The organism is Aeromicrobium jepli, from assembly GCF_047246605.1.
GTDB lineage: Bacteria > Actinomycetota > Actinomycetes > Propionibacteriales > Nocardioidaceae > Aeromicrobium.
Map to the genome: position 1 here is coordinate 287,619 of NZ_JBFOKO010000004.1, position 26,395 is coordinate 314,013.

At 72.0% G+C, this 26,395-nt stretch carries 27 protein-coding genes; 7 read left to right on the top strand and 20 right to left on the bottom strand.

What is annotated here, in order from left to right; all coding sequences use genetic code 11:
- Positions 1 to 9: 9 nt before the first annotated feature.
- Both AB3M81_RS10615 and AB3M81_RS10620 read right to left on the bottom strand, forming a co-directional pair.
- Positions 10 to 1,290, bottom strand: a complete 1,281-nt coding sequence (locus tag AB3M81_RS10615) for a 5-methylcytosine restriction system specificity protein McrC (RefSeq protein ID WP_412903878.1) — start codon at positions 1,288 to 1,290, stop codon at positions 10 to 12.
- Positions 1,287 to 2,954, bottom strand: coding sequence for an AAA family ATPase (locus AB3M81_RS10620; RefSeq protein ID WP_412903879.1), 1,668 nt, complete (start codon positions 2,952 to 2,954; stop codon positions 1,287 to 1,289). The genes AB3M81_RS10615 and AB3M81_RS10620 overlap by 4 nt, the downstream gene beginning before the upstream one ends.
- A 134-nt stretch (positions 2,955 to 3,088) precedes the next feature.
- Between AB3M81_RS10620 and AB3M81_RS10625 the strand changes: the two genes are divergently transcribed.
- The 3 genes from AB3M81_RS10625 to AB3M81_RS10635 all read left to right on the top strand — a co-directional run bounded on the left by AB3M81_RS10625 (position 3,089) and on the right by AB3M81_RS10635 (position 5,756).
- The gene (locus AB3M81_RS10625; protein ID WP_412903880.1) at positions 3,089 to 3,595 is read left to right on the top strand and encodes a hypothetical protein; all 507 of its coding nucleotides are present in this window, start codon (positions 3,089 to 3,091) and stop codon (positions 3,593 to 3,595) included.
- Positions 3,596 to 3,774: 179 nt separating this feature from the next.
- Positions 3,775 to 4,137 carry a DUF485 domain-containing protein gene (locus AB3M81_RS10630; RefSeq protein ID WP_412903881.1) on the top strand — a complete coding sequence of 121 codons (363 nt, stop codon included), beginning with the start codon at positions 3,775 to 3,777 and terminating at the stop codon, positions 4,135 to 4,137.
- Positions 4,134 to 5,756, top strand: coding sequence for a solute symporter family protein (locus AB3M81_RS10635; RefSeq protein ID WP_412903882.1), 1,623 nt, complete (start codon positions 4,134 to 4,136; stop codon positions 5,754 to 5,756). Before AB3M81_RS10630 ends, AB3M81_RS10635 begins: the two co-directional genes overlap by 4 nt.
- A gap of 46 nt (positions 5,757 to 5,802) precedes the next feature.
- Here AB3M81_RS10635 and AB3M81_RS10640 read toward each other — a convergent pair whose 3' ends face one another.
- The 8 genes from AB3M81_RS10640 to rimP form a co-directional block, all read right to left on the bottom strand.
- Entirely contained in the window at positions 5,803 to 6,384 is a 582-nt protein-coding gene (locus AB3M81_RS10640; RefSeq protein WP_412903883.1) for a hypothetical protein, read from the bottom strand.
- A 61-nt stretch (positions 6,385 to 6,445) separates the two neighbouring features.
- Entirely contained in the window at positions 6,446 to 7,687 is a 1,242-nt protein-coding gene (locus AB3M81_RS10645) for a phospholipase D-like domain-containing protein (protein WP_412903884.1), read from the bottom strand.
- 20 nt (positions 7,688 to 7,707) lie between these two features.
- Positions 7,708 to 8,592 carry a tRNA pseudouridine(55) synthase TruB gene (gene truB / locus AB3M81_RS10650; RefSeq protein ID WP_412903907.1) on the bottom strand — a complete coding sequence of 295 codons (885 nt, stop codon included), beginning with the start codon at positions 8,590 to 8,592 and terminating at the stop codon, positions 7,708 to 7,710.
- Positions 8,582 to 9,025 (bottom strand): 30S ribosome-binding factor RbfA, encoded by a 444-nt coding sequence (gene rbfA / locus AB3M81_RS10655; protein WP_412903885.1) that lies wholly within the window; start codon positions 9,023 to 9,025, stop codon positions 8,582 to 8,584. The genes truB and rbfA overlap by 11 nt, the downstream gene beginning before the upstream one ends.
- 3 nt (positions 9,026 to 9,028) lie before the next feature.
- Complete coding sequence (gene infB / locus AB3M81_RS10660) at positions 9,029 to 11,809, bottom strand: translation initiation factor IF-2 (RefSeq protein WP_412903886.1); 2,781 nt, start codon at positions 11,807 to 11,809, stop codon at positions 9,029 to 9,031.
- Positions 11,810 to 11,957: 148 nt separating this feature from the next.
- Positions 11,958 to 12,221 (bottom strand): YlxR family protein, encoded by a 264-nt coding sequence (locus AB3M81_RS10665; RefSeq protein WP_412903887.1) that lies wholly within the window; start codon positions 12,219 to 12,221, stop codon positions 11,958 to 11,960.
- A 20-nt stretch (positions 12,222 to 12,241) separates the two neighbouring features.
- A complete protein-coding gene (nusA, locus tag AB3M81_RS10670) occupies positions 12,242 to 13,279 on the bottom strand; it encodes a transcription termination factor NusA (RefSeq protein ID WP_412903888.1) in 1,038 nt (345 codons plus the stop codon).
- Positions 13,279 to 13,743, bottom strand: coding sequence for a ribosome maturation factor RimP (rimP, locus tag AB3M81_RS10675; protein ID WP_412903889.1), 465 nt, complete (start codon positions 13,741 to 13,743; stop codon positions 13,279 to 13,281). The genes nusA and rimP overlap by 1 nt, the downstream gene beginning before the upstream one ends.
- Positions 13,744 to 13,816: 73 nt before the next feature.
- On the opposite strand from rimP, the gene AB3M81_RS10680 reads away from it, so the two are divergent.
- Entirely contained in the window at positions 13,817 to 14,230 is a 414-nt protein-coding gene (locus tag AB3M81_RS10680) for a hypothetical protein (protein WP_412903890.1), read from the top strand.
- Entirely contained in the window at positions 14,227 to 14,637 is a 411-nt protein-coding gene (locus AB3M81_RS10685; RefSeq protein ID WP_412903891.1) for a DUF4439 domain-containing protein, read from the top strand. The genes AB3M81_RS10680 and AB3M81_RS10685 overlap by 4 nt, the downstream gene beginning before the upstream one ends.
- Positions 14,638 to 14,652: 15 nt before the next feature.
- On the opposite strand, the gene AB3M81_RS10690 is transcribed toward AB3M81_RS10685, so the two are convergent.
- Genes AB3M81_RS10690 through AB3M81_RS10735 form a run of 10 tightly spaced genes read right to left on the bottom strand, consistent with a single transcriptional unit; the run spans position 14,653 to position 24,379 of the window.
- Positions 14,653 to 16,395: a proline--tRNA ligase gene (locus AB3M81_RS10690; RefSeq protein ID WP_412903892.1), complete on the bottom strand. Its 1,743-nt coding sequence runs from the start codon at positions 16,393 to 16,395 to the stop codon at positions 14,653 to 14,655.
- 9 nt (positions 16,396 to 16,404) lie between these two features.
- Complete coding sequence (locus AB3M81_RS10695; RefSeq protein WP_412903893.1) at positions 16,405 to 16,779, bottom strand: DoxX family protein; 375 nt, start codon at positions 16,777 to 16,779, stop codon at positions 16,405 to 16,407.
- A 9-nt stretch (positions 16,780 to 16,788) separates the two neighbouring features.
- Complete coding sequence (locus tag AB3M81_RS10700) at positions 16,789 to 17,655, bottom strand: GNAT family N-acetyltransferase (protein WP_412903894.1); 867 nt, start codon at positions 17,653 to 17,655, stop codon at positions 16,789 to 16,791.
- 44 nt (positions 17,656 to 17,699) lie between these two features.
- Positions 17,700 to 18,830 carry a flavodoxin-dependent (E)-4-hydroxy-3-methylbut-2-enyl-diphosphate synthase gene (ispG, locus tag AB3M81_RS10705; protein WP_412903908.1) on the bottom strand — a complete coding sequence of 377 codons (1,131 nt, stop codon included), beginning with the start codon at positions 18,828 to 18,830 and terminating at the stop codon, positions 17,700 to 17,702.
- Positions 18,831 to 18,847: 17 nt separating this feature from the next.
- Positions 18,848 to 20,149, bottom strand: a complete 1,302-nt coding sequence (locus AB3M81_RS10710; protein WP_412903895.1) for a M50 family metallopeptidase — start codon at positions 20,147 to 20,149, stop codon at positions 18,848 to 18,850.
- Positions 20,146 to 21,366, bottom strand: a complete 1,221-nt coding sequence (dxr, locus tag AB3M81_RS10715; RefSeq protein WP_412903896.1) for a 1-deoxy-D-xylulose-5-phosphate reductoisomerase — start codon at positions 21,364 to 21,366, stop codon at positions 20,146 to 20,148. Before dxr ends, AB3M81_RS10710 begins: the two co-directional genes overlap by 4 nt.
- Before the next feature lie 53 nt (positions 21,367 to 21,419).
- Positions 21,420 to 21,878 (bottom strand): AMP-binding protein, encoded by a 459-nt coding sequence (locus AB3M81_RS10720; protein WP_412903897.1) that lies wholly within the window; start codon positions 21,876 to 21,878, stop codon positions 21,420 to 21,422.
- Positions 21,878 to 22,603 carry an enoyl-CoA hydratase gene (locus tag AB3M81_RS10725; protein WP_412903898.1) on the bottom strand — a complete coding sequence of 242 codons (726 nt, stop codon included), beginning with the start codon at positions 22,601 to 22,603 and terminating at the stop codon, positions 21,878 to 21,880. Before AB3M81_RS10725 ends, AB3M81_RS10720 begins: the two co-directional genes overlap by 1 nt.
- Positions 22,604 to 22,646: 43 nt before the next feature.
- A complete protein-coding gene (locus AB3M81_RS10730) occupies positions 22,647 to 23,471 on the bottom strand; it encodes a hypothetical protein (protein ID WP_412903899.1) in 825 nt (274 codons plus the stop codon).
- Positions 23,468 to 24,379, bottom strand: coding sequence for an ABC transporter ATP-binding protein (locus tag AB3M81_RS10735; protein ID WP_412903900.1), 912 nt, complete (start codon positions 24,377 to 24,379; stop codon positions 23,468 to 23,470). The genes AB3M81_RS10730 and AB3M81_RS10735 overlap by 4 nt, the downstream gene beginning before the upstream one ends.
- 136 nt (positions 24,380 to 24,515) lie before the next feature.
- On the opposite strand from AB3M81_RS10735, the gene AB3M81_RS10740 reads away from it, so the two are divergent.
- Positions 24,516 to 25,670, top strand: coding sequence for a sensor histidine kinase (locus AB3M81_RS10740; protein ID WP_412903909.1), 1,155 nt, complete (start codon positions 24,516 to 24,518; stop codon positions 25,668 to 25,670).
- Positions 25,667 to 26,317: a response regulator gene (locus tag AB3M81_RS10745; protein WP_412903901.1), complete on the top strand. Its 651-nt coding sequence runs from the start codon at positions 25,667 to 25,669 to the stop codon at positions 26,315 to 26,317. Before AB3M81_RS10740 ends, AB3M81_RS10745 begins: the two co-directional genes overlap by 4 nt.
- The last annotated feature ends 78 nt before the right edge of the window (positions 26,318 to 26,395 follow it).

Here is a 26,395-nt window from a genome sequence, read left to right on the forward strand (position 1 = left end):
GGGTGTCCGTCAGGCGATGCCGCCGATGCGGCGGCGTCCGCCGACCGAGCGGCGCTGCGCCGTGAGCACCATCGACAGGTCGAGCTCGAACTCCTTGAGCACGCGGTCGATGCCGCCGACCTCGCCCAAGCCGGACGGGTCGATCGTCAGCAGGTGCAGCGTCGAGGGGCCGCCGGGCTCGCGGACGCGCAGCTGCGTGCCCGGGCGCAGGCCCATGCTCGCGGGGAACACGATCGCGACGTCCGAGGCGCTCAGCGCGCGCCCGGCCGCCACGAGCGGCGTCATGAGCTCGTCGACGAGGTCCTCGGTGTAGTCCCGCGCGCAGACGGCCGTGGCGACCATCTCGGCGTCCGACTCGAGCATCGTCTGGACCGAGTCCGTGGGGACGGACGAGTCCGTGCGTCGCGCCCGGTCGGCGCGGTAGGCGCTGAAGCCGGCCTCGCGGGCGGCGCGCTCGGCGATCTCCTGGACGAAGTCGCCGAACAGCCGCTCGGTGCTCCACAGGAACGCCCGGGTCGGGCCGTCGGCACGGCCGGCCGTGCCGTTCTGCGGACCCATGGCCAGCAGTCGCGCGACGTCGAGCGCGTCGCGCAGGAAGCCGAACTGGGGCGTCAGCTGGACGCCGTCGAGGATGGCCGGCGGCGGCAGCTCGCGCGAGGCCTCGGGGAAGAGGTCGGCGAAGTGGCGCAGCTCGGACTCGAGCCACGACTGCTGCACGGCACCGGAGACCTCGTCGCAGGCCCACTTGAGCGCGGACGCGACCGGGCCGTCGGCGATGAACTCCGAGAACCGGCAGTCGACCGTGTACGGGTCGACGACGCGGCGCCACGCCTTGCTCGGGTCGAGCTGGCCGCGGATCGAGGAGGTGACGGCCGTGCGCTCGACGTAGTTGCGCGGCATGCCCTCGGAGGACGCCCGCGACATGGCGTTCGTCAGGATCATCCCGAGCAGGTCGGACAGGCCCGCGTGGCGCGAGGCGCGGTCCACCGTGGGCACCCACTCGAGGCGGTGCACCGTGGTCAGCATGGTCAGCAGCGACACGCGCCAGCCCGGGTCGTGGCGCAGGAAGTGCGGCATGATCTCGAGCGTCGAGTCACCGAGCGAGACGTAGCCCGCGACGCCGTGCACCTGCACCGTGCCGGCGGCCTCGTCGATCGTGAACGGCTCCTCGGCCAGGCCGAGGCGGCTGGCCAGCTCGGACGAGCGCAGGCGCAGCTCGGCGAGGTCGGACGCGGTGCCCGTGAACGGCTGGGCGGGGCCGCCCTCCAGGAGGGTCAGCTCGGCGCTCATCCGCGCACCAGGAAGTCGAGCGTGACCGCGGTGTCCTCGTGCGTCTTGCCCATGAGGGGCTCGATCGCGAGGGCGCGGCCGGTGACGGTGCGCGTGCGGAACGGGTAGTTCACCGGCGCGTTGCGCGAGTTCACGCGCAGCAGGTCGGCGAGCTGGTCAGGACGCGCGCCGAAGCGGTCCCGGATCTGCGGCATGACGTCGTGGTCCCACACGCGCTGCACGTCCTCCCATGAGGTGATCTTCCAGAAGTACAGGTGGCCCAGCTCGTAGTCCTGCCCGAGCCGCTCGGTGATCTCGTCGTTGAGGTAGGCCAGGAGCGCGACGGCGGCCGCCTGCGGCGTCCACTGCTCGGGCTCGATGTCCGGCGCCAGGGCGACGTCGAGGCTCACCCCGAGGTGCTGCGCCAGCAGGTCGATGTCCGCGTACGCGTCGATGCGCTCGAAGCGGCGGCCGATGGCCGAGTCCAGCGGCGCGACCGCGCGGTCGACGGAGTTCATCGTGGCGAGGATGTGCAGCTCGTGGGGGAAGTACCACGGCTGCGGCAGCATGTACGAGTCGCCCGAGAGCATCCAGATGGGCTCCGTGACGGGGTCGCCCGTGGGGCTGCGCTGGACCTTCGGCAGGTTGACCGGGATGGCCTGGCGGTCGTCGCCGTCGGCGCCGCGCCGGTACGACGTGTCCATGTAGGTCATGAAGTCGCCCAGGATCTTGGGCACGTTGCCGCGGTTGATCTCGTCGATCACGAGCAGCGCCGAGCCGCGGCCCTGGCGCTCGAGCCGGATCGCGAGGTCGAGCAGGCGGCCGGCGAACGGCGCGAGCCGGATGCCCTCGCCCGTGGGGCGCAGGCCGACGATGAAGTCCTCGTAGCCGTAGTCCTGGTGGAACGTCACCCAGTCCGTGATGACGGGCGTCGTGATGGGCGACGACTCGAAGCCCGACGTGAACGGCTGCTGCGGACGGCGCGGGTCGAGGTCGATCGACTCGCCCCCGCTCCAGGCGGCGTCCAGCACCTGGCGGACCTGTGCGACGGCGTGCGTCTTGCCCGTCGCGGGCGGCCCGTAGACGAGGACGCTCTTGCGGTCGCGGAACGCCTCGAGGATCTTGCGCGCGAGCGGCGTGAGCTCGGTGAGCGAGCCGCTGCCGACGGCGATGACGCCGGACTCGGAGCCGGTGAACAGCGGCTGCAGCGACGAGGGCCAGCCGACGGGCAGCGAGGCGCCCGTCGTGAAGCCGGCGTAGTGGTGCCCGTCCAGCGTGCGGGCGACGTAGACGTGCAGCCCGCCGATCTCGGCCAGGACGGACTTGGCGTCCTCGACGGACTGCGGGATGCGCAGGTCCGGCCAGCCGTTCTGCGGCAGCCAGGCGGGGTGGCGCTCGTGGCGGTCGTCCTGACGGTTCTGGGCGGCGATCTCGTAGATGCCGTGGCGGCGGTGGGCCTTGAACACGATCGGCGCGGAGGTGGTCGGGTCGCCCACGACGCGCGCGTCGATGCGCAGGTCCTCCCACAGCTCGGCCGAGAAGCGGTCGCGGCCCATGAACGTCATGAGGTCCGCGATCTGGCGGATCTCGAGCGACGATCGTCCGCGCAGGCCGCGGGAGGACTTCTCCATGCTGTAGAAGTCCTCGGCGCCGATCTCGCGCCACCAGATCCGTTCGACCTTCACCGTGCTCCCTTCGACCGGCCGGGCCGGTGCCTGTCCTGCGCCTGTGAGACGCGGCTTCCCTCGTCCCATGACGCGACTCGTGTCACAAATCTTTCCATGCGCCCCACCCGGGTCCGCCGCCGTACGATGCGGACGTGAGCTGGTTCCGCCGTCGTCCCGCCCCGAGGACCGTCCCGCTGCGCGCGCCACGGCTCGACGGCTCGACCTGGCCGCCCGCCGAGCGGGGCGCCCGCACCGGCTTCGGCGCGGCCACCACGCACCGCATGGGACTGGACGCGGCGTTCACGCCCGAGGCCCACGAGGTCGCCGACCTGCTGACCGCGCGGCTCGTGCCGCTGCTGCCCGTGGACGCCTCGCCCGAGGACCTGCCCCACGTGATCGACCTGCTGCGCAGCGCGGCCCAGGCCGGTGCCGGCATCGGGCTCGTCGACGCCCGTGACGCCTCCCTGGACCGTGAGCACATGGGCGCCGACGCCGCCGGCGCCCTCGGCGAGGCCGAGCGGGACCTGCCGCCCCTGCCGGCCGGGCTGCGGGCCCCCGCCCGCTACCTGCTGCACGCCGGGCACCACGTCGCGCGGCTCGGACCGGAGTCGGTGAGCGCGCTCGAGGCCGACCTCGGCGCCGGTCCCACAAGCCGCTGAGCGTCCCGGCGGCGCCGTTGCCCGACCGCTCGCCGACCGTTCGTCGCAGGATCGTGACGCTCGTCGCACGACCGCCGTGCCCGACTGGGCGGCCGGCGCACCGGGACCTAACGTCTCACGTGATCGCCGTCACGTGACGGAGATCACTCTCTCCGTCCCGCGACCGTGGAGGTGTTGCCATGAGCAGCCCGACCGAATCCGATGCCGTCCTTCCCCCACCGACCGAGCGGGAGGCCGCGTACCTGCGCGTGCTGAACTCCCCCGAGTTCCAGGACCTGCGCCGCCGGCACCGCAACTGGGTCATCCCGGCGACGGTCATCGGCCTGGCGTTCTACTTCGTCTACGTCCTCATGTCGACGTACGCCGTCGACTTCATGAGCGAGAAGGTCTTCGGCAACGTCAACGTCGGCCTGATCTTCGGCCTGCTGCAGTTCGTCGCGACGTTCGCCGTGACGATGTTGTACGTGCGCTACGCCGACCGCGAGCTCGACCCGCGCTCGACGAGGATCCGCGAGGAGATGGAAGCGGAGGGCCTCGCATGATCACGACCACGCTGCCCGCCGTCCTGGGCCGGGCCACCGAGACCGAGGAGATCGGCAACACGACCCTGAACATCGCGATCTTCGCGGCGTTCGTCGTGCTGACGCTCGTGTTCGTCATCCGGGCGAGCCGCACCAACACCGGCACGAGCCAGATGTACACGGCCGGCTCGTCGTTCACCGGCCGCCAGAACGGCGTCGCCATCTCGGGCGACTACCTGTCCGCCGCCTCGTTCCTGGGCATCGCGGGCGCCATCGCGCTGACCGGCTACGACGGATTCCTCTACAGCATCGGCTTCCTCGTGGCGTGGGTCATCGCGCTGCTGCTCGTGGCCGAGCTGCTGCGCAACACCGGCCGGTTCACGATGGCCGACGTCCTGAGCTTCCGCATGCAGGAGCGCCCCGTGCGCACCGCCGCCGCGGTCTCGACGCTCGTCGTGTCGTTCTTCTACCTGCTGGCGCAGATGGCCGGCGCCGGCGGACTCGTCGCGCTGCTGCTGAACATCAACGACTCCTTCGGCCAGGCGATCGTCATCGCGGCCGTCGGCGCGCTCATGATCGTGTACGTCCTCGTGGGCGGCATGAAGGGCACGACGTACGTCCAGATCATCAAGGCGATCCTGCTGATCGGCGCGGCGCTGCTGATGACCGTGTGGGTCCTGGCGCAGTACGGCATGAACTTCTCCGACCTGCTCGGCGAGGGCGCCGCCGCGGGCGCCTCGCTGGAGCCGGGCAAGAAGTACGGCCTGGACAACGTGACGAAGATCGACTTCATCTCGCTGTCGGTGGCGCTCGTCCTGGGCACCGCGGGCCTGCCGCACATCCTCATGCGGTTCTACACGGTCCCCACCGCCAAGGAGGCACGCCGCTCGGTCGTGTGGGCGATCTGGCTGATCGGCCTGTTCTACCTGTTCACGCTGACGCTCGGCTACGGCGCGGCCGCCCTGGTCGGGCCCGAGCGCATCGCCGCCGCACCGGGCGCGGCGAACTCGGCGGCACCGCTGCTGGCGTACGAGCTCGGCGGCACCCTGCTGCTGGGCATCGTCTCGGCGGTCGCGTTCGCGACGATCCTCGCGGTCGTCGCCGGCCTGACGATCACCGCCTCGGCCTCGTTCGCGCACGACATCTACACGAACGTGATCCACCGCGGGAAGTCGCCGGAGGGCCAGGAGGTGAAGGTGGCCCGCATCGCGGCCATCGTCATCGGCGTCGTGGCGATCGCCGGAGGCATCGCGGCCAACGGCCAGAACATCGCGTTCCTCGTGGCGCTGGCGTTCGCGGTCGCGGCCTCGGCCAACCTGCCGACGATCCTGTACTCGCTGTTCTGGAAGCGGTTCAACACCCGCGGCTGCCTGTGGAGCATCTACGGAGGCCTCATCATCACGGTGGGCCTGATCATCTTCAGCCCGGCCGTGTCGGGCTCGGAGACCGCGATGTTCCCCGACCAGGACTGGTCGTGGTTCCCGCTGGCGAACCCCGGCCTGGTGTCGATCCCGGCCTCCTTCCTGCTGGGCATCATCGGGACGCTCACCAGCAAGGAGCACCTGGAGTACAAGGCGGCCGAGATGGAGGTCCGCGCGCTCACGGGAGCCGGCGCGGAGGGCAAGGCGATCAGTCACTGATCGTCGCGAGAGGACGGTGGGGCGGCCCCCTGGGGCCGCCCCATCGTCATGTCCGGACCAGGCGGCGCGACAGGTCGCGGTGCAGCGTCTCGATCTCGCGCTCGTCGAGCGGGCCCTTGGCCCGCAGGCAGCGCAGCGTGCCGCGCACCGAGAGGACGCGCACCCCGCCGACCTCGAGCGGGCGCAGCGGCAGCTCGCCCTCGACGAAGCAGTAGTGCGTGTCCACCGTGGCCTCGGGCAGCGGGCCGATCTGCACCGCGGCCTGCAGTGCCTCGGCGTGCTCGAGAGCCTGCTCGGCGATGCGCGTGTGGCGGACGCCGTCGATGACGAACGTCGATCCGTCGCGGCTGGCCCTGACCTTCTTGCCCGGGTAGGACCGTGGCTCGATCAGGTGCACGCCCGTCGACGTGACGGCGATGACCGGCAGGTCCCCCGTCTGGCCGGGGATGCGCCGGTGGAACAGGAACAGGACCCGGTCACCGAACGCGTCGATGAGGGTCTTGGCGAGGGCGTCCGTCGCATCCGCGTGCAGGGGCTGCGGGTCGCTCTCGTCGGGCGCACCGCCGGCGACGACGGTCAACCGGGGTCGCGACAGCGGATCCACGCTGCGCACGTTCCGACGACTCATGTCCATGAGACGCAGGTCTCACCCGGCCATGACGCCGCTTCGGGGACTTTCTGCGGAGCGGTCACACCAGCGGCCGCCACGGGCGCAGCAGGCTCTCGTAGAGCCGCGCGACGGTGGGCCGGGCGCGCCACGCCGCGACGTCGAGCGGCTCGGCCCGCTCCGCGTCGCGGGCGAAGATGCGGCTCATCCCCTCGGCGAACGTCTCGTCGAGGATCTCGAGGTTGATCTCGTAGTTGCCCGTGAGGCTGAGGCGGTCGATGTTGGCCGTGCCGATCGTGCTCCACTCGCCGTCGATCGTCATCGTCTTGGCGTGGACCATGTGGTCGCGGTAGCGCAGGATCTCGACGCCCGCGTCCAGCAGGCGGCCGAAGTAGCTGCGAGCCACGAAGTCGGCCACGGCGTGGTTCGACACCTTCGGCACGAGGATGCGCACGCGCACCCCGCGGTGGCTGGCGTCGATGAGCGCCTCGAGGATGTTGACGTCCGGGATGAAGTACGCCTGCGTGATCTCGATCGTCTCGGTGGCGCGGTCGATCGCCTCGAGGTACATGCCGCGGATCGGGTAGATCAGCTGGCGCGGGACGTTGCGGTGCGCGCGCACGTGCGGGTCCCACGTGGCCTCGGAGAGCAGCTCGAGCGTGTCGTGCGGGCGCACGTCGTTCCAGAAGTCGACGAACGCGTTCTCCAGGTCCCACACCGCCGGGCCGGTGACGGCGATGTGCGTGTCGCGCCACTCGGTCGCGTAGAGGCTGCCGATGTTGTAGCCGCCGACGAAGCCGACGGTGTCGTCGACCACGAGGATCTTGCGGTGGTCGCGGCCCCACGAGCGCGGCGTGAAGAACGCCAGCCGCCGCGGCAGGATCGGGTACCGCATGACCCGCACGTCGGGCCCGAAGTCGAAGAACCGCGGGTCGACGACGAGGTTCGCGAAGCCGTCGTAGATCACGCAGACCTCGACGCCGCGCCGCGCGGCCGCCTGGAGCGCGAGCTTGAAGCGACGGCCCATCGCGTCGCCCTTGATGATGTACGACTCCAGCAGGATCCGGCGCCGGGCGCCGGCGATCGCCGCGAGCATGTCGTCGTAGAGCGCCTCGCCCGAGACGTAGACCTGGACCTCGTTCTGGCCGCCGATCGTGAAGTGGTCGGCCTCGATGCGCGGCAGCGGCGCCGTGCCCTTGCCGCGCAGGCGCTTGCGGATCGCGGTCGCGGCGGTGAGCGACAGGCCGGCCAGCAAGGGCAGCAGCAGCGTCCCCAGGACGACGCGACGCAGCCAGCCGTGCGAGGAGGACGAGCCGAATGACATGGCTGTCAGCCTAGGCGCACTCAGACGAAGACCGCGACCGGGCGCGCCCCGGCACCCGCGGCCTCGTACAGCGCCAGGAACGTGCCGTCGGGCGCGAACAGCGCCACGGGGCCCCCGGCGGGCACCGCGAGGCCCGGCAGCGCCCGGCCGAACCGCACGTCCGCGGCCTGCTCGGGCGTCAGGTCGACCGACGTGAACGCGGCCCGGGCGGCGGTGTCGAGGTCGACGACCTCGAAGGACTCGGCCAGCTGGTCGAGCGTGCGCGCCTGGGACAGGTCGAACCCGCCCACGCGCGTGCGGCGCAGCGCGGTCAGGTGACCGCCCACGCCGAGCGCGGCACCGAGGTCGCGCGCGAGCGCGCGCACGTAGGTGCCGCTGGAGCACACGACCCGCACGTCGGCCTGCGCCTGCGCGCCCGGGCGGAACTCGAGCAGCTCGAACTGCGCGACCGTGACGGCGCGCGCCTTCAGCTCGACCTGCTCCCCCGCCCGCACGCGGGCGTAGGAGCGCTTGCCGTCGACCTTGATCGCGGACACGGCCGACGGTACCTGCTCGATCGCGCCCGTCAGCGGCGCCATCGCGGCGCGGACGGCCTCGGCGGTGAGCGCCGAGGCGTCCGTCGTCGCCGTGACGTCGCCCTGCACGTCGTCGGTGACCGTGGCGGCACCGAGGGCGATCGTGGCGAGGTACTCCTTGTCGGCGCCCGCGACGTGGCCGAGCAGCCGCGTCGCGCGGTTGACGCCGAGCACCAGCACGCCGGTCGCCATGGGGTCGAGCGTGCCGGCGTGGCCGACCTTGCGCGTGCCGGCGAGCCGGCGCGTGCGGGCGACCACGTCGTGGGAGGTCCAGTCCCCGGGCTTGTCGATGACGACCAGCCCGGAGACCGGACCCGCCTCACTGCTCAGTGGACTCGTCCTCGTCCTCGTCGCGGCGCTTGTACGGGTCGGCGTCGCCGGCGTACTGGGCGCCCTGCGCGCGCTCGGCCACCTCGGCGTCGCGCTCGCGCGCCTTCGCGAGGAGGTCCTCGATCTCACGCGCCGTCTCGGGCACGGAGTCCAGGAAGAACTCCAGCGACGGGGTGTGGCGGGTCGCGAGCTGCCTGCCGACCTCGGAGCGGATCAGGCCGGTGGCGCTGACCAGCGCCGCGGCCGTGTCCTCACGTGCCCTCTCGTCACCCATGACGGTGTAGAAGACCGACGCGTGCTGACCGTCGCCGGTCAGCCGCACGTCCGTGATCGTGACGAACCCGAGCCGCGGGTCCTTGACCCGCCGCTCGAGCATCGCCGCCACGATCTCCTTGATGCGATCGGAGAGCTTCGCCTGGCGGGGACTGGGCATGGCTCAGTCCCGCTTCTTCTCGACCAGCTCGAAGGCCTCGATCACGTCGCCGAGCTTGATGTCGGAGTACGAGACCACGACACCGCACTCGAAGCCCTCGCGGACCTCGGACGCGTCGTCCTTCTCGCGACGCAGCGACAGCACGTCCAGGTTGTCGGCCACGACGGAGCCGTCGCGGACGATGCGCACCTTGGCGTTGCGCCGGATCGAGCCACTGGTGACCATGCAGCCGGCGATGTTGCCGCCCTTGACCTTCGAGGACTTGAAGATGTCGCGGATCTCGGCGGTGCCGAGCTGCTGCTCCTCGTAGATCGGCTTGAGCATGCCCTTGAGCGCGCTCTCGATCTCCTCGATGGCCTGGTAGATGACCGAGTAGTACTTGATCTCGACACCCTCGCGGTCGGCCAGCTCCGTCGCCTTGCCCTGCGGGCGGACGTTGTAGCCGATGATGACCGCGTTGGACGCCGCCGCCAGGTTGACGTCGGTCTCGGTGATCGCGCCGACGCCGCGGTCGATGACCCGCAGCGCGACCTCGTCGCCGATCTCGATGCCGGCCAGCGAGTCCTCGAGCGCCTCGACCGAGCCCGCGCCGTCACCCTTGAGGATGAGCAGCAGCTCGTCGGTCTCGCCCTTCTCCATCGAGGACATGAAGTCCTCGAGGGTGCGGCGGCCCGAGCGCTTCGCCAGCAGCGCGTTGCGCTCGCGCGCCTCGCGCTTCTCGGCGATCTGGCGGGCGATCCGGTCGTCCTCGACGACCATGAAGTTGTCACCCGCACCGGGCACGGCCGTCAGGCCGAGCACGAGCGCCGGACGCGACGGGGTCGCCTCCTCGATGTTGGCGCCGAACTCGTCGAGCATGGCGCGGACGCGGCCGAAGGCCGGACCGGCCACGAGCGAGTCGCCCACGCGCAGCGTGCCGCGCTGGACCAGGACCGTGGCGACCGGGCCGCGACCGCGGTCCAGGTGCGCCTCGATGGCCAGGCCCTCGGCGTGCTGCTTCGGGTTGGCGCGCAGGTCGAGCTCCGCGTCCGCCGTCAGCACGATCGCCTCGAGCAGGCCGTCCAGGCCGAGCTCGTTCTTGGCCGAGACGTCGATGAACATCGTGTCTCCGCCGTACTCCTCGGGGACGAGGCCGTACTCGGTCAGCTGACCACGGACCTTCGACGGGTCCGCACCGGGCTTGTCGATCTTGTTGACCGCGACGACGATCGGCACCTCGGCGGCCTTGGCGTGGTTGAGCGCCTCGACCGTCTGCGGCATGACGCCGTCGTCGGCCGCCACCACGAGGATCGCGATGTCGGTCGCCTGAGCGCCACGGGCACGCATGGCCGTGAAGGCCTCGTGACCCGGGGTGTCGATGAACGTGATCGCGCGCTCGTTGCCGTCGACCTCGGTCGTGACCTGGTACGCGCCGATCGACTGCGTGATGCCGCCGGCCTCCTTGGCCGCGACGTTCGCCTTGCGCAGCGCGTCGAGCAGCTTCGTCTTGCCGTGGTCGACGTGACCCATGACCGTGACGACCGGCGGGCGGGCCTGCAGGTCCGCCTCGTCGCCCTCGTCCTCGCCGAACTCCAGCGAGAAGGACTCGAGCAGCTCGCGGTCCTCGTCCTCGGGCGAGACGACCTGGACGTCGTAGTTCAGCTCCTCGCCGAGCAGCTGCAGCGTGTCGTCGTTGACCGACTGGGTCGCGGTGACCATCTCGCCCAGGTGGAACAGCACCTGGACCAGGGACGCCGCGTCGACGCCGATCTTCTCGGCGAAGTCGGTCAGCGAGGCGCCGCGCGCCAGGCGCACGACCTCACCGCTGCCCTTGCGGACGCGCACGCCGCCGATCGACGGCGCCTGCATCTGGTCGAATTCCTGACGCTTCGCGCGCTTGCTCTTGCGACCACGACGCACGGGACCGCCGGCGCGACCGAAGGCACCCTGGGTGCCGCCGCGCTGGTTGCGGCCCGGTCCACCGGGACGACCACCGGCCGGGGGTCCGCTGAAGCCGCCGGGACGGGCGCCGCCGCCACCGCCGGGACGACCGCCGCCACCGGGACGGCCGCCGCCGCCACCGGGGCGACCACCGGGGCCGGGACGGGCACCCTGGCGGGCGGGACCGACCGACGACTGCTTGGGCATCATCGCCGGGTTGGGGCGCGGCATGCCCGGACGCGCCGGGGCGCCGCCCTCACGGGCGGCCGGCGGACGCGGCGCACGCTCCTGCTGCATGCCCTGCTTCGACGAGAACGGGTTGTTGCCCGGACGCGCGCCACCGGGACGCGGGCCGGGACGGGCGCCGCCGCTGGTGGGCAGGCCACCGGCCTGGCCCGGACGCGGGGTCGGGGCCGGACCCGGACGGGGACCCGGGGTGCGGGTGGGGGCCGGGCCGGGACGCGGCGCCGTCGGCGCTGCCGGGGCGGGAGCCTCGGCTGCGGCGGGGGCGGGCGTGTCGACCGACGGCGGCTTGGGCGCAGCGGGCTTCGGCGCGGGCGCCTCGGGCTGCTGCTGGACCGGCGCGGGGCCGGGCCGGGGACCGGGGGTCGGGGCCGGCGCGGCGGGGGTGCTCGCGGCCTGCGGGGCCGACGCGGCCTTCTTGGCGGGCGCCTTCTTGCCGCCCTTCTTCGCACCCTGCTCGCGCAGGCGATCGCCGTGCTCCTCCTTGAGGCGGCGCACGACGGGCGCCTCCACCGTGGAGGACGCGGACTTCACGTATTCGCCCATGTCCTTGAGGGTGGACAGGACGACCTTGCTCTCAACACCGAGCTCGCGGGCGAGCTCGTGGACTCTGACAGCCACTCTTCTCCTTCAGGGGATCCGGCCCCGGAAGGAGGCTCGGATCACAGGTTGACGTACAGGCTCATTTGGAAGTACTCATCGAGTGCTCATGAGCGTGTGCTCCGATTTCGTGTCGGTGGGCCCGGTCGGACCCACGGTTGGTCAGGCTCTACTCGTCGGCCTCGGATCGCACCCAGGCGGCCAGTGCGTCCGTTCCGATCGGTCCTTCGAGGCGAAGGGCCCGGGCGAACGCCCGCCGGTCGAGGGCGAGCCTCAGGCACCGTTCCGCGGGGTGCAGGTGCGCTCCGCGTCCCGGTCGAGTCCCGTCGGGGTCGGGCTCGGCGGTCCAACCCGCTTCGTCCCGTCCGGCGACGACTCTCACCAGAGTGGTCTTGTCCACACGCTGCCGACAGCCGACGCACGTGCGGATCACCGTCGTCAAGTCTAGCCGCTCTACCGTGACGCCGACGAATCGCCACCGGGAACCGGTGCCGTGTCGGGCCGGATGTCGATGCGCCAACCGGTCAGCTTCGCCGCGAGACGGGCGTTCTGGCCCTCCTTGCCGATCGCGAGCGACAGCTGGAAGTCCGGCACGACGACGCGCGCCGAGCGCGCCGCCTCGTCGACGATCGTGACGCTCTTGACCTGCGCCGGCGACAGCGCGTAGGCGATGAACTGGGCCGGGTCCTCGCTGAAGTCGACGATGTCGATCTTCTCGCCGTGGAGCTCGGTCATGACCGCGCGCACGCGCTGGCCCATGGGTCCGATGCAGGCGCCCTTGGGGTTGACGCCCGGCGTCGTGGCGCGCACGGCGATCTTGGTGCGGTGGCCGGCCTCGCGCGCGATCGCGGCGATCTCGACGGTGCCGTCGGCGATCTCGGGCGACTCCAGCGCGAACAGCAGCTTCACGAGGTTCGGGTGGGTGCGCGAGACCTTGACGCGCGGGCCGCGCATGCCGCGCTCGACCTCGTAGACGTACGCCTTGATGCGCTCGCCGTGGGCGTAGCGCTCCTCGGGGACGCGCTCGTTGATCGGCAGCACGGCCTCGATCGAGCCCAGGTCGATGAACACGTCGCCCGGCGAGCGGCCCTGCTGGATGACGCCGGAGACGATGTCGCCCACGCGGCCGGAGAACTCGCCGTACTTGGCCTCGTCCTCGATGTCGCGGATGCGCTGCATGATGAGCTGGCGGGCCACGGTCGCGGCGAAGCGGCCGAAGTCCTCGGGGGTGTCGTCGAACTCCTCCGAGAGGGTCGGCGCGGGGCGCGCGTCCGGGTCGTCCGCGGACGGCGCGGGCGCGGCGAGGCGCTCCTTGGCCCAGACGGTCACATGACCGGTCTTGCGGTCGAGCTCGACGCGCGCCTGCTGATGGGCGCCCGCCGTCTTGTGGTACGCCGACAGCAGCGCGGTCTCGATCGCGTCGACCACGACGTCGACGCTGATCCCCTTCTCGCGCTCCAGCATGCGCAGGGCGGCCATGTCGATGTCCATCAGACGTCCTTCCGGTTCAGCTCGATCTGCACGACGGCCTTGACGATCTCGTCGTACGGGAAACGGGTGGCCTCGCCCTTGACCAGCAGGTCGACGCCCGACTCGTCGCTGTCGCCGATGCGCGCCTCGAAGCGCTCGCCGTCGACGAGCTCGACCGCGACGACGCGGCCGGCGTTGCGGCGCCAGTGCCGCGGGGCGACGAGCGGGCGGTCGACGCCGCGCGAGGCGACCTCGAGCGTGTAGGGCTCCTCGCCCATGACGTCGGAGTCGTCGAGGGCGGCGGAGATGGCGCGGGTGGCCTCGGCGACCGTGTCGATGTCGACTCCGCCGTCGCGGTCGACGGCGACCAGCAGGCGGCGGCGCGGGCCCTTGCCCACGAGCTCGACCTCGTCGAGGTCCAGGCCGAGGGAGGCGGTGACGGGTTCGAGGAGACTCGAGATCCGGTCCGGGGTGGAAGTGGTCATCGGGTGCTCCTGTTCAGTTGTCATCCGTACTGCCCCACCCTACCGAAGCGGTCGCGGTGGGTAGTCTGCGGTCGTGAGCAGCCGACGCGTCGTCATCGCCGCCGCCGGCGGTGCCGCGGTCGCCCTGGCCGGGCTGTTCGTCACCGACACGTTCGACGACGCGCTGCGCGCCGTCGGGGCCACCCCCAAGCCGCTCCCCCGCCCCGAGGACACCTCGCTGCTCGAGGCCGTCGTGGCCGACCAGCAGCGCGTCCTCGCGGTCGCGCGCGGCGCCGGGAACGAGCGGGTCGTGACGCTCGTCGAGACGCAGCTCGAGCAGCTCGGCGCGACCCCGGGCACCGGCAGCGACGCCGGCGACCTGCGCGCCGTGCTGCGCGACGCGTCGGGACACCGCGCCACCGACGCGCGCGCCGCGATCTCGCCCGACCTCGCCCAGGTGCTGGCGTCCATGTCGGCGGGACTCGCCCAGGCGGTGACGCTCGCGTGAGCACCACCGAGGAGATCGAGGCGACGCGCCGCTGGCTGGCCCTCGAGCACGAAGCGGTCTGGACTTGCGGCCTCATCGGCGCGCGCTTCCCCGAGCTCGCCGAGGCTGCCCGCTCGAGCATGTCGGCTCACCGCTCGACCCGCGACCGCCTCGTCACCCGGGTCGCGGCGCTCGGCGGCCGGCCGGTCGGCGCCCGTCCCGCCTACGCCGTGCCCGATCCCGCCGATGCGGCGGCGGGACGCGCGCTCGCGCAGGACGTCGAGGCGCGCATCGCCGCGGCCTGCGTCCGGCTCGTGGCCGTCACGCAGGACCGGGCGCGCGACCGCGCCGTGGACGGCCTACGGGACGCCGCGACGGCGCAGGTCGCGTGGGGCGCGGCCCCCGAGCCGTTCCCCGGCCTCGACTGACGCCGGCGGCCCGCCTCAGGCCGTGAGCGTGGCGACCAGGTCCGCCACGGCGACGTCCGAGCGCTCGCCGGTGGCACGGTCCTTGACCTCGACGACGCCGTCGGCCAGGCCCTTGCCGACCACCACGATCGTCGGGACGCCGATGAGCTCGGCGTCCTTGAACTTCACGCCGGGCGAGACCTTCGGACGGTCGTCGTACAGCACCTCGAGCCCCGCGGCCTCGAGGTCGGCGACGATGCGCTCGGCGCCCTCGAACAGCTCGGCCTGCTTGCCCGCGACGACGAGGTGGACGTCGAACGGGGCGACCTCCCTGGGCCAGACGATGCCGGACTCGTCGAACGAGCCCTCGACGACGGCGGCGACGGCGCGCGAGACGCCGATGCCGTACGAGCCCATCGTGACCGTGACGAGCTTGCCGTTCTCGTCGAGCACCTGCAGTCCGAGGCGCTCGGCGTACTTGCGGCCGAGCTGGAAGATGTGGCCCATCTCCATGCCGCGGGCCAGCTCCAGCGGACCGGAGCCGTCGGGCGCCGGGTCCCCGGCGCGCACCTCGGCGGCCTCGATCGTGCCATCGGAGGTGAAGTCACGGCCGGCGACGAGGTCGAAGACGTGCCGGCCGGGCTCGTTGGCGCCCGTGATCCAGCTGGTGCCGTCGACGACGCGCGGATCGGTCAGGTAGCGGATGCCGGTGACGCTCTCGGCACCGAGCACGGCGGGACCGATGTAGCCCTTCACCAGGTCCGGGAACTTCTCGAACGCGGCCTCGTCGAACGGCTCGACCTCGGCGGGCGAGACCTGCGCCTCGAGGCGCTTGGCGTCGACCTCGCGGTCGCCGGGCACGCCGATCGCGAGCGGCTCGGTGGAGCCGTCGGGGTGGCGCAGCATGACGAGCACGTTCTTCAGCGTGTCCGCGGCGGTCCAGAGGCGGTCCTGGCGCGGGTGCCTGTCGTTGGCGTGCGCCACGAGCGTCTCGATCGTGGGCGTGTCGGGGGTGTCCTCGACGTGCGACTGCGCGAGCCCCTCGAACGGGATCGGGTCGGGCACGACCGTGGTGACCGCCTCGACGTTGGCCGCGTAGCCGCCGGGCGAACGCACGAACGTGTCCTCGCCGGTCTCCAGGACGGCGAGGAACTCCTCGCTGGCCGACCCGCCCATCGCGCCGGAGTCCGCCTGGACGATGACGTAGTCGAAGCCCAGCCGGTCGAAGACGCGGATGTAGGCCTCGCGGTGCGCCTGGTACGCGGCCTCGAGGCCCTCGTCGCTGACGTCGAACGAGTACGAGTCCTTCATGATGAACTCGCGCCCGCGCAGGATGCCCGCGCGCGGACGCGCCTCGTCGCGGTACTTCGTCTGGATCTGGTAGAGGATCGCCGGCAGGTCCTTGTACGAGTTGTAGAGGTCCTTCACGAGCAGCGTGAACATCTCCTCGTGCGTGGGGCCGAGCAGCATGTCGTTGCCGCGTCGGTCCTTCAGCCGGAAGAGGTTGTCGCCGTACTCGGTCCAGCGGTCCGTCGCCTCGTACGGGTCGCGCGGCAGCAGCGCCGGGAAGCGCACCTCCTGGCCGCCGATCGCCGCCATCTCCTCACGGACGATCGCCTCGACCTTCGCCAGCACCCGCAGGCCCAGCGGCAACCACGAGTAGATGCCGGGCGCGACGCGACGCACGTAGCCGGCACGCACGAGCAGCTTGTGGCTCGGGACCTCGGCATCGGCGGGATCGTCGCGCAGGGTACGGAGGAACAGCTGGCTCATGCGCATGGCACGAGGCTATCGGCTGGACCTCGCCAGGTTGAGCGCCGCCCGGATCAGCGGCCACTGCAGCGGCAGCCGGGCGATCGAGCCGGCCTTGAACGCCGTCGAGGCGCGGCGGCTGCCGACCACGTCGGCCGCCATCTGCACGTTCGCCGGGAAGACCGCGGCGAGCAGCGCCGCCGAGGCGTAGCCGCCGATCCGGCGCGTCCGGGGCGACACCACGGCCGCCGCGCACGCCAGCTCGGCGACGCCCGACGCGAGCACGAGCTCGCGGTGGCGCGGCAGGAACCGCGGCACGATCCGCTCGAACACCTCGGGGCGCACGAGGTGGATCACCCCCGACACGGTGAAGGGCACGGCGACGAGGGCGAGGTCACGACGACGGGACATGGGGGCCTTTCACAGCAGGATCGAGGCGAACGTCTCGACCTCGCGGAACCCGACCCTCTCGTACGCCCGGCGGGCGGCGATGTTGTGGTCGTTGACGTAGAGCGTGACCGACGGAGCCACGGAGCGGCGCGCCTGGCGCACGACGGAGGCGAGAGCGGGCGCGGCGACGCCGGTGCCCCGCAGGTCCGGGTGGACCCAGACGCCCTGCAGCTGGCAGCCCCGGTCGGTGGCCGCGCCGACCTCGGTCTTGAACAGGACGGTGCCGTCCTCGATGATCGCCCACGACCAGCCCATCGACACGAGCTGCGTCACGCGAGCGCGGTAGCCGGCCGGGTTCCCGACGGACTCGGGATGGACGCCGACCTCCTCGGTGAACATCGCGACGCACGCCGGGTAGAGCTCGTCGACCTGGTCGATGCGCACCGGGCGCACGCGCGGGTCGAGCTGCACGTCGCTGTCGTGCTCGAGCACCATGAACGGCTGCACGGGACGCGGCGACCGCGCCGGGCCCCACTCCCCCTTGACGATGTCCCACAGGGGCAGCACGGCCGAGGCCGGACCGACGAGCGAGCTGGGCTTGTGGCCGTGGTCGAGCAGGCGCCGGCCGAACGCGGAGATCGCCTCGGGCGTGGCCTGCGCGGGGACGACGTTCGCGCCGACGTGCAGCAGCGACCGGAGCGCGCCGTCCTCGAACCAGCCCCACAGCTCGGCGCCGAACCAGCGCCGGTCGAGCCGGGTGGAGTCGACCCGGTGCCGCACGAACATGTCGATCAGCGGCTGGCGGTCGAGGAGCTCGTGGATGAGCTCGAGATCACCGCGCGCGAGGGTCCTCACGTAGGAGGAGGTGGCCGCGCGCGGATCGCAGACCTCGGTCATGTGATCGAGCGTACCCGCGCGACGGCCGAGAGACCCGCTCTTCGTCAGGAGACGCTGACCGTGGGCTCGCCGCCGTCGACCGGCTCCATCGTCTCGGCGATGCGCATGGCCTCCTCGATGAGCGTCTCGACGATCTTGCTCTCGGGGACGGTCTTGATGACCTCGCCCTTGACGAAGATCTGGCCCTTGCCGTTGCCGGACGCGACGCCGAGGTCGGCCTCGCGCGCCTCGCCCGGGCCGTTGACGACGCAGCCCATGACGGCGACGCGCAGCGGGACCTCGAGGCCGTCGAGCCCCGCGGTCACCTGCTCGGCGAGGGTGTAGACGTCGACCTGGGCGCGGCCGCAGGACGGGCACGAGACGATCTCGAGCTTGCGTGGGCGCAGGTTGAGCGACTGCAGGATCTGGATGCCGACCTTGACCTCCTCGACCGGCGGGGCCGAGAGGGAGACGCGGATCGTGTCGCCGATGCCCTTGCTCAGCAGCGCGCCGAACGCCGTGGCGCTCTTGATCGTGCCCTGGAACGCGGGACCGGCCTCGGTGACGCCCAGGTGCAGCGGCCAGTCGCCGCGCTCGGCGAGCAGCTCGTAGGCCTTGACCATCACGACGGGGTCGTTGTGCTTGACCGAGATCTTGAAGTCGTGGAAGTCGTGCTCCTCGAACAGCGAGGCCTCCCAGACGGCCGACTCGACGAGCGCCTCGGGCGTGGCCTTGCCGTACTTCTCGAGCAGCCGCTTGTCGAGCGAGCCGGCGTTGACGCCGATGCGCAGCGAGACGCCGGCGTCCTTGGCGGCACGGGCGATCGCGCCGACCTGGTCGTCGAACTTGCGGATGTTGCCCGGGTTCACGCGGACGGCGGCGCAGCCGGCGTCGATCGCGGCGAACACGTACTTGGGCTGGAAGTGGATGTCGGCGATGACGGGGATCTGCGACTTCCTCGCGATCATCGGCAGCGCGTCGGCGTCGTCCTGGCTGGGGCACGCGACGCGGACGATGTCGCAGCCGGCGGCGGTCAGCTCGGCGATCTGCTGGAGCGTGGAGTTCACGTCCGACGTCAGCGTCGTCGTCATCGACTGCACCGAGATCGGGGCGTCGCCGCCGACGTCGACGGAGCCCACCTTGATCTTGCGGGTGTGACGGCGCGGGGCGAGCACCGGAGCGGGCGCCTCGGGCATGCCGAGGTCGATGCCGCTCACGAGAGCCTCACCGGATTGACGATGTCGGCGTAGATCAGGACCACACCCATGATCATAAGGACGAGCCCAACCGCGTAAGCGACCGGAAGCATCTTGGCGACGTCCACGAAGCCCGGATCGGGACGCCCGCGCAGGCGGGCGATGCGGCGCCGCACCTCCTCCCACAGCGCGCCCGCGATGTGGCCGCCGTCGAGCGGCAGCAGCGGCACGAGGTTGAACAGCCACAGGAACAGGTTGAGGCTCGCGAGCAGGCTGATGATGCGCTGCGTGCGCTCGCCCCACGTCGGGTCGTCGGTCGTGACGAGCTCGCCCGCCACGCGGCTGGCGCCGACCACGCTGATCGGCCCGTCGGCCTCGCGCTCGGCACCGAATGCGGCCTGCACGACGCCCACCATGCGCGCGGGCAGGTGCACGAGCGCCTCGGCGGTCTGGCCGATCATCGAGCCCATCTCGGCGACGACGAAGCCGGGGCCCTGCTTCTGCGTGACGAAGGTCGGCGAGACGCCCAGGAAGCCGACGTTCTCGACCCGCTCGGGGTCGTCGATGGACGCGCGCGCCAGCACCGAGGTGTTGACGGTCACCTCCTCGGGCCGCCCGTCGCGCTCGAAGCCGATCGTCGCGGCCCGGTCGCCGTTGCGGCGGATGAGCGTCGTGACCTCGCTCCAGTCCTCGATCGGCTCGCCGTTGAACGTCGTGATGACGTCGCCGGCCTGCAGCCCGGCCTTGCGAGCGGGCGTCACGGGGTCCTCGTCGGTGCACGCGCGTCCGGCCTCGGCGTCGGCGATCGCGCAGTCCGAGACCTGCGAGACGGTCGTGGTGGGCACCGAGACGCCGAACGCCATGAACGAGATCGCGAACAGCACCGTGGCGATGACGAGATTCACCGTGGGGCCGCCGGCCATCACGATGACCTTCTGCCACCACGGACGGCGGTAGAACAGGCGGTCCTCGTCGGCGGGGTCGATGTCCTCGTACTCGGCGGCACGGGCGTCCGTCGCCATCTGGGTGAACAGGCCCGTGTTCGACGAGCGCACCACGAGGTGGCCCTCGCGGTCGCGGACCTCGTGCTCGGGCGGCAGCATCCCGACGAGCTTCACGAAGCCGCCGAGCGGGAACGCCTTGATGCCGTACTCGGTCTCGCCGCGCTTGACCGACCACACGGTGCGGCCGAAGCCGACGAAGAACTGGGTGACCTTGACGCCGAACCTCTTGGCGGGCCACATGTGGCCGACCTCGTGCAGGGCGATCGACGCGGCGACGCCGATCAGGAAGACGACGACCCCGAGGGCGTACATCATCGCGACGCCACCTCCGCCCGGGCGGCGATCGTGGCGCGGGCCTGCTCGCGGGCGGCGGCGTCGGCGGACAGGACGCGGTCGACGCTCAGCTCGCCCTCGGCCGTCGCCGGGTCGGCCAGGTGGGCGTCGACGATGTCGGCGACCGTGTCGACGATGCCGAGGAAGTCGAGGTCGCCGGCCATGAAGGCGTCGACGCAGACCTCGTTGGCGGCGTTGAGGACCGCGGGGGCGGTGCGGCCGAACTCGCCGGCCCGACGGGCGACACGGATCGCGGGGAACGCCTCGTCGTCGAGCGGGAAGAACTCCCATGCCGTGGGCGACGTCCAGTCGCACGGCGGGACCGCGCCGGGAACGCGGCGCGGCCACGCCAGGCCGAGCGCGATCGGCAGTCGCATGTCGGGCGGGGACGCCTGCGCCATCGTGGAGCCGTCGACGAACTCGACCATCGAGTGCACCACCGAGGTGGGGTGCACCACGACGTCGATGCGGTCGAAGTCCACGCCGAACAGCAGGTGCGCCTCGATGACCTCGAGGCCCTTGTTCACGAGCGTGGCCGAGTTGATCGTGATGACCGGGCCCATGTCCCACGTGGGGTGCGCGGACGCCTGCTCGGGCGTGACGTCGCGCAGCTCGTCGCGCGTACGGCCGCGGAACGGGCCGCCGCTCGCGGTCAGCACGAGGCGCTTGACGTCCTCGGGGTCCTCGCCCCGCAGTGCCTGCGCGAGCGCCGAGTGCTCGGAGTCGACCGGGACGAGCTGGCCGGGCTTGGCGGCGTCGAGCACGAGCTGCCCGCCGATGATGAGCGACTCCTTGTTGGCCAGCGCGAGCGTGGCGCCGGCCTCGAGCGCGGCGAGCGTCGGCATCAGGCCGACGGCGCCGGTCATGCCGTTGAGGACCGTGTCGGCGGGAAGGCGGGCCGCCTCGGTGGCGGCGTCCGGACCCGCGATGAGCCGCGGCAGGCGCGTCTCGCCGGCGGACCAGCCGCGGCGCTGCGCCTCGGCGTACAGCGCCAGCTGCACGTCCTGCGCCGCCGTGGCGTTGGCGACCGAGACGACGTCGACGTCGAACTCGAGCGCCTGCGACGCCAAGGTGGTCGGGTCGGCGCCGCCGGCGGCGAGCGCCACGACGTCGAACCGGTCGGGATTGGCCCTGACGACGTCGAGGGCCTGCGTGCCGATCGACCCGGTCGAGCCCAGGACGACCACGCGCGAACTCATGGGGTCCATTGTGGCACCGCGGCCCGAGCCCGGGGTCGGACCCCGTGAACCGCTCAGGTCAGGGTTCCGCCGTGCAGCAGCGTCGCGAGGACGTCGCCGTACTTGCGCTCCATGCGCTCGCCGTAGTCGCCCTCGTCGTGCATCTCGGCGCGTGCCGGATCGACCCGGCCCGCCCGCAGCACGAGGTCGAGCTCGTACTCGTCCTCACCGGCCCCCACGACCGCCGGGTCCTGGGTGATGCTGAACGAGGCCTCGCGGTCGGGCTCGGCCCCCAGGCGGACGATCGCCAGGACGCTGAGGACCCACGTGTGGCGGTCGGGCACGTCGAGGTGGACGGGCGCGCCACGGCGCAGGCCCAGGTCGCGCAGGCCACCGGCGAGCGAAGCCGACTCGTGCAGCAGCTGCGCGTACGACAGCGTGCCGCTGGGCGTGTGCAGCGCGGTCTCGTCGGCGCGGCCCTGGATGACGTGCAGGTCCAGGGCGCGGAAGGCGATGCTCTGCGGTCGGGCCATCAGTTCCCCCTGAAGATCGGGTCGCGCTTCTCGGTGCGCGCCAGGGCCGCCTCCCTGACGTCCCGGCTGGCCCACACGCTCGCGAAGCTGCGGTCGATGCGGTCCTGGTCGGTGCAGCCGTTCAGCACGAGCTTGTTGTGCGCGAGCGTCATGGGCGCGAGGCTCGCGATCTCGTGCGCCCACGCCAGCGCGTCCTCCAGCGTCCCGGCACGATCGGCCAGGCCGCAGGCCAGCGCCTCGTCGCGATCGATCGTGTCGGCCGCCAGCATGACCCGGCGGGCGCGGCCCCCGCCCGCCAGCTCGGCGAGCGTGCGGATCGTCCAGGCGTCGACCGCCATCCCGTTGCGGGCGGTCGGGACCGCGAAGCGGGCCCGCTCGTCCACGACGCGCAGGTCGCACGCGATCGCCAGCTGCGTTCCCGCCCCGATGGCGGGCCCGTTGACCGCCGCGATCAGCGGCACCGGGACCTCGGCGAGGTGGTGGAGCATCCGGTAGAGCGCCTCGATGAACTCGTCGCCGTAGACGCCGTCGAGGTCGGCGCCGGCACAGAAGGCGGAGCCCTCGCCCGTGACGACGATCGCTCGCGCTCCCCCGTCGACCGCCTCGACCGTGGCGGCGTGCAGCTCGCGGCACAGGTCCAGGTTGAGGGCGTTGCGGCGGTCGGGCCGCGTGAGCGTCAGCACGACGACGTCGCCGTCACGCGCGGTGGTCAGCAGGTCGGACATGCGGTCCAACCTAGCGACCGGCCACCGCGCGGACGGCGATGCCTCACTTGACCTCGGTGCGCAGGACGCGGCGGATGCCGAAGAGGCCCGGCAGGATCACGAGCAGGGTGACCGATCCGGCGAACCGCAGGTACTCGTACGCGCCGACGTCCACGGGCTCGCCGAAGAAGTCCGTCCCCAGCTGCAGCGGCGCGGCCGCGTAGTTGAAGTCCAGCCACGGGATGACGTCGCGCGCCCAGCCGAACATGAACCACAGCGTCGTGTAGACGACGAACGGCAGGATCAGTGCGATGACGTAGAACACCGCGATGGCGCCGGGCGTGCTGAGGAAGACCGACGCGATCGCGAAGGCCATGAGGAAGTAGATCAGCTGCAGCGCCGCGGTCCACGCGAGGTCCTTCGCGGAGACGTTCCAGACCATCTCGTTGCCGGTGATCGCGCCGTAGAGCACGTTGCCCAGCGCGCCGACGAGGCCCGCGAGGACCATCGTCCCGAGCGCGAGGATCGTCACCGCCGCGAGCTTGGCGGCCACGACCCGGCCGCGCCGCGGCTCGATCGAGAAGGTCACCAGGTGCGTGCGCTGGCCCCACTCGGTGGTCAGCGTGAGGATCGCGAAGACCGGCAGCAGGATCGACAGCGGGACGATCATCGCCTGCATGAAGCCGTTGGCGGTGATGGTGGACCCGTCGTTGAGTGCCATGACCAGCAGGATCAGGCCCATCAGCAGGACCATCATCCCGCCGGTGCAGATGAACAGCCACAGGCCGCCACGGGTGTCGAACATCTTGCGGACCTCGACCGAGACGGCGCGGCCGAACGGGATGCCGGGGCGGGAGAGGTCGATCGTCGGCTGGGTGGTGGTGCTCATGCCTGGGCTCCTTCGCTGGAGATGAGGTCGCGCTGGTCGTCGGCGGTCAGCTGCAGGAACATCGCCTCGAGGCCGGCGCCGTCGGCCTCGCGCAGCTCCAGCAGCGGGACGCCGGCCGCGGCGGCGGCGAGGCCGACCTGCTCCGGCGTGGCGGGCGAGGTGATGGCGTCGGACGCCTCGGTGGCCTCGAGCCCGGCGGACTTCAGGGCCTGCAGCAGCGCCGCGCGGTCGTGGGCCCGCACGCGGGTGCCGGCGGTGCGCAGCAGCTCGTCCTTCGTGCCGCTGGCGACGATGCGACCGTGGCCGATGACGATGAGGTCGTCGGCGATGATCTGGATCTCGTGCAGCAGGTGCGACGAGAGCATGACGGTGCCGCCTCGGTTGGCGTACTCGCGCAGCAGCTGGCGCATCCAGTGGATGCCCGCGGGGTCGAGGCCGTTGGCCGGCTCGTCGAGGATGAGCACCTTCGGGTCGCCGAGCAGCGCGTGCGCGATGCCGAGGCGCTGGCGCATGCCGAGCGAGTAGTTGCGGACGCGGCGCTTGGCCTCCTTGGGCGTGAGGCCGACCAGGGCGAGCATCTCGTCGACGCGCGAGCCGGGCAGGCCCATCGCGCGGGCGCCGATCGTCAGCACCTCGCGGCCCGTGCGGCCGCCGTGCTGGGCGGAGGCGTCGAGCAGCACGCCCACCTGCGTGGCGGGGTTGGGGATGTCGGCGTAGTGGGCGCCGCCGATCGTGGCGCTGCCCGAGGAGGGACGCGTCAGGCCGGTGATCATCCGCATGGCCGTGGACTTGCCCGCGCCGTTCGGGCCGAGGAACCCGGTCACCCGACCGGGCTGGCACACGAACGAGACGTCGTCGACGGCCCGGAAGTCGCCGTACGACTTGGAGAGGTTTCGGACTTCGATCATGGTTCCACCCTGCCCGATCGGACCGGCGGCGAACAGCGTCCGACACGCTCGACCCGATGGCCGAAAGTAGGGGGTCGCGCCCACCGATCGCTCGATGTGGCGCGCCGATCGTCGCCCCTATCCTGAGGCGGTGACGATGGCCGCTCCCCCGATCTCGCGCTGGGGTCACGCGTGGCGGATCGGGCTGGCCCTGATGATCTCGCTCATCGCGTGGGCGCCGCTGGTCGGCCACCAGTGGGAGCACGCGCGCTGGTGGTTCTGGCTCGACCTCGCACTCGGGGTGCTCAGCTTCGTGCTGGTCAGGTGGCGCCGGCGGTTCCCGGTGGCGGTCGCCGTGACGACGAACGTCCTCGCGGGCTTCTCGATGACGTCCGGCGGGCCGGCCACCTGGGCGCTGTTCTCGCTGTCCACGCGCCGTCGCTGGCGCGAGATCATCCCCGTCAGCGCGGTGGGCGCGGTCGCCGGCGCGAGCTTCATCCTCTTCGCCGACCCCACGCAGGACGGTCGCGAGCTGATGCTCGTGGACATCGCGCTGCTCGCCACGATCATCGCGATCACGGTCGGCTGGGGCATGTTCGTCGGCTCGCGCCGCGAGCTCATGGCCACGCTGCGCGACCGCGCCGAGACGGCCGAGTCCGAGCAGGCCGCCCGCGTCGCCCGGGCCCGGATCGCCGAGCGCGCCCGCATCGCCCGCGAGATGCACGACGTGCTCGCTCACCGCATCTCCATCGTGACGATGCACGCCGGGGCGCTCTCCTACCGCGACGACCTGTCCCCCGACGAGGTCAAGGCCACGGCGGCCACGATCGAGCAGAGCTCGCGGCTGGCCCTGGTCGAGCTGCGCGAGGTGCTGGGCGTGCTGCGCGAGGGCACCGGTGACGCCGAGCCCGAGCCGCCGCAACCCACCGCGGCCGCGATCCCGGACCTGATCGAGCACTTCCGCGGCACGGGGATGAACCTCGTCGCCGACGTGTCGGTCGACGCCGACGCCGTCCCGTCCGCGATCGGCCGCACCGCCTACCGCGTCGTGCAGGAGGGGCTCACCAACGCGGGCAAGCACGCGCCGCGCACCCGCGTCGAGGTGCACGTGTCGGGCGGGCCGGACACCGGGCTCTCGATCGAGGTCACCAATCGGCTCCCGGCCGGGACGCGCCCGGCGGAGCCGCTGCCGGCTTCGGGACTGGGCCTCGTGGGCCTGACCGAGCGGGCCGAGCTGGCGGGCGGCTGGCTGCGCCGGCTCACCACCGCCGACCGGCACGTCCTGAGGGTGTGGCTACCGTGGGCGGCGTGATCCGCGTCCTCGTCACCGACGACGATCCGCTCGTCCGTGCGGGACTGAGCCTCATGCTCGGCGGTGCCGCCGCCCTCGAGGTCGTGGCGGAGGCCGGCGACGGCCGCGAGGCGGTCGCCGCGGTTCGCCATCACGCCGTCGACGTGGTCCTGATGGACCTGCGGATGCCCGTCATGGACGGCATCGAGGCGACGCGCGCGATCACCGACGGCGCCGACGCGCCGAAGGTCCTCGTGCTGACCACGTTCGACGCCGACGACTACGTGGTGCGCGCGCTCTCGGCCGGCGCGGCGGGGTTCCTGCTCAAGGACACGCCCCCGCCGCAGATCGTCGCGGCGATCGAGAAGGTCGTCGCGGGCGAGCCGATGCTCTCCCCCACGGTCACCGAGAACCTCATCCGGCGCGTGACCGCCGACTCGACCGACTCGCGCCGCGCGGGAGCGACCCGGCTGGTGGACACGCTCACCGAGCGCGAGCTGGACGTCGCCCGCGCGATCGGCCACGGCCGCTCCAACGCCGAGATCGCCGCGGACCTGTTCATGAGCGTGGCCACCGTCAAGGCGCACATCTCGCGCATCTTCACCAAGCTCGACGCCGGCAACCGGGTCCAGGTCGCCATCACGATGCACGAGGCCGGCCGGCTCTAGGTGTACTCGGCAGACACGTTGGTGACACGGGGCTTGTGAAAGAGGAGGACCTCCCGGCTTAGTGGAGATGTCTAAGTC